Source organism: Mesorhizobium sp. M0296 (assembly GCF_040321675.1).
Classification (GTDB): Bacteria; Pseudomonadota; Alphaproteobacteria; order Rhizobiales; family Rhizobiaceae; genus Mesorhizobium.
Genome location: NZ_JAMYRZ010000096.1, coordinates 1 through 2,031, shown reverse-complemented (window position 1 = coordinate 2,031; position 2,031 = coordinate 1). Strand labels below are relative to the sequence as shown.

The following is a 2,031-nucleotide window of genomic DNA, read 5'->3' as shown; positions in this document are numbered from 1 at the left end:
TCGGCTGGGCTCTGAATGCTATGTCGAGTGTTCGGTACACGCTGGAAACGTCGTCACGTGCGCTGCAAATGAAGAACTCGCTGACGCAGGCCCAGATCCAAGCCATTGCCACAGAAAAATTACTGGATTTGGGATTGAAAGACGTCGATGTAACAATAGCAATCGACGCCCCCAGCGGCGGCTTTCGCATGGCACATCTGACCGCCCAATATGCGTTCGTGATCGAGTTCCCGTATTTCAACCGATATCCGATAAATTATGCGACAACCGTCACGGTTCCGTTGATTGGAACATAAGCCCCACTCTAGTCGGACGCCGCGGCCCACCACCCCGGACGTTCCTCTGCCAACCACCTTTGAGCCTCCTCACAGGTTGGTGCCAGAGCGGCTGTAAGACCGGCCTTGCGAAGGTTCACTTCCAGATCGAGCGCGATCATTGGCTCATCCTCAGCGACAAGGACCAGCGGCTTTTTCATATTCAGCAGCAGTGCACGTTTGTTGAACAATTCCGAGCCCGATGAGCCGAGTTAGCCTTTGCGCGCTGGCAGCTCAAGGAACAAGCCGCTTTGCCATGATTGGGTTCCAAAGGGCCGAACATAAACTTGGCAGGCTTTCAACATGGGAAAAGACATGTCCGCCCGCGAGCGACTGAAGGAGGGCAGGCCCAAGTCTTAGCCGATGAAACCGGCATTACGCAGGCGCAGGCGCGCGAGCAGATCGATGATCGGCACCGACCATGCATCATTGCTGCGCGAGGCCTGAATGCTGAAGAGCCGCGCGAGCCGGAAGTGAGCGGGCGTCGTAGAAATTACGAAGGAGCGAGCGCGTACCGATCAGTCCCAACATCGAGAGCACATAGACCAGGAGCAACGGAACCACGGATGGTTGGCTGTCGAGGGCGGCGTCCTCCTGTTCCTCGCCAAGATTGTGATCTCACCTGGCTTTCGTGACCATTATCGTCCAGCCCATTTTGCCGTCGGTCTCTCTCGAAATCCTTGTCGCCTATCTGCTCGGATCACGAGTCCCCAGGCAGGCGGCTCGGAAGCCAACCAGGACGATTGTGTCGCCATCGTTCTTGTCCATGGCGCCAACAGTGTTTTCTGCTTCACTTATGTTCCAAGTTTCTAATGCAAGATTTTGATAAGGGTGTCGCCCACAATCGGTGACGGAATATGGAAAGCCCGCGCCTCCGGAGCGAGGACGCGAGCTGCGATCTGACTCTGCGGAGGCACGGATGCTGAAGTCTAGCCAGAAGCGAGCCGAGAAGCCGCAATCGCCCGGCTAAAACCGAGCCGAATATCGACCCAGCAGCACAACCGTGGAACCTTTCAAAGCCGCATGCCTTCTCCCTTCCTCATAGAAGGAGATGCGAAATGAGCCTTGATATAGGAAAGGTCGCCATAGCGTTGCTGGGCCTGCTTGCCTACAAGAATAGAGACAAGATTGGCGAGTTGATCGCTGGTAGGAAATCGACAGATCCCAACACTAGCGCTGGCTCCCCTGGCGGCCTCGGCGACATCCTGGACCGTCTCAGAAATGCGGGTGCGGGCGATCAGGTAGATTCTTGGGTGGGAAAAGGATCCAACCGGCCCGTTCAGCGCGACCAGGTTGAGAATGCAATTGACCCGCAAACGTTGAGCGATTTGGCTGAGCAAACCGGATTGTCTAATGAAGAACTTCTCGACCGGCTCACGAGGGAACTGCCCGACGCGGTAGACAAGCTTACGCCCGACGGCCAGATGCCCGCGGGCAACGGTCCAAATCTCTTGGACGAGGTACCAGGAGCTGCTCGTACTTAGCGCCACTGCGACAAAGCAGGCTGAAAATGAAAGCCCGTATCCCCCAGGGGACGCCGGCTTCGGGAACCGACCTGGCAGCAATGTCAAGCGAAGTGGGGATTTGACCCCCTGGGCGAACTGAAGATTTGACCCCCTCATTGTTTTGCGGTCTCGTTGGTGCCGAGCGTGGGGGGGGGCGGGGGGGGATAATAGGGGCCACGCGGAGTTGGGTCGCCGGGGGGGGGGGGGCGCCG

Annotated in this window: 2 protein-coding genes; both read left to right on the top strand. The window is 57.5% G+C overall.

Translation table 11 applies throughout. From position 1 onward, the window contains the following. Nucleotides 1-296 (top strand): pilus assembly protein (locus NKI97_RS35295; protein ID WP_352838597.1); only part of this gene is annotated, 296 nt, incomplete at its 5' end. A 1,076-nt stretch (nucleotides 297-1,372) separates the two neighbouring features. Further along, the gene (locus NKI97_RS35290) at nucleotides 1,373-1,798 is read left to right on the top strand and encodes a YidB family protein (RefSeq protein WP_352838596.1); all 426 of its coding nucleotides are present in this window, start codon (nucleotides 1,373-1,375) and stop codon (nucleotides 1,796-1,798) included. The last annotated feature ends 233 nt before the right edge of the window (nucleotides 1,799-2,031 follow it).

Excerpts from the sequence above, each read along its gene's own strand:
- NKI97_RS35290 (WP_352838596.1), top strand. The coding sequence starts at position 1,373 with ATGAGCCTTGATATAGGAAAGGTCGCCATAGCGTTGCTGGGCCTGCTT.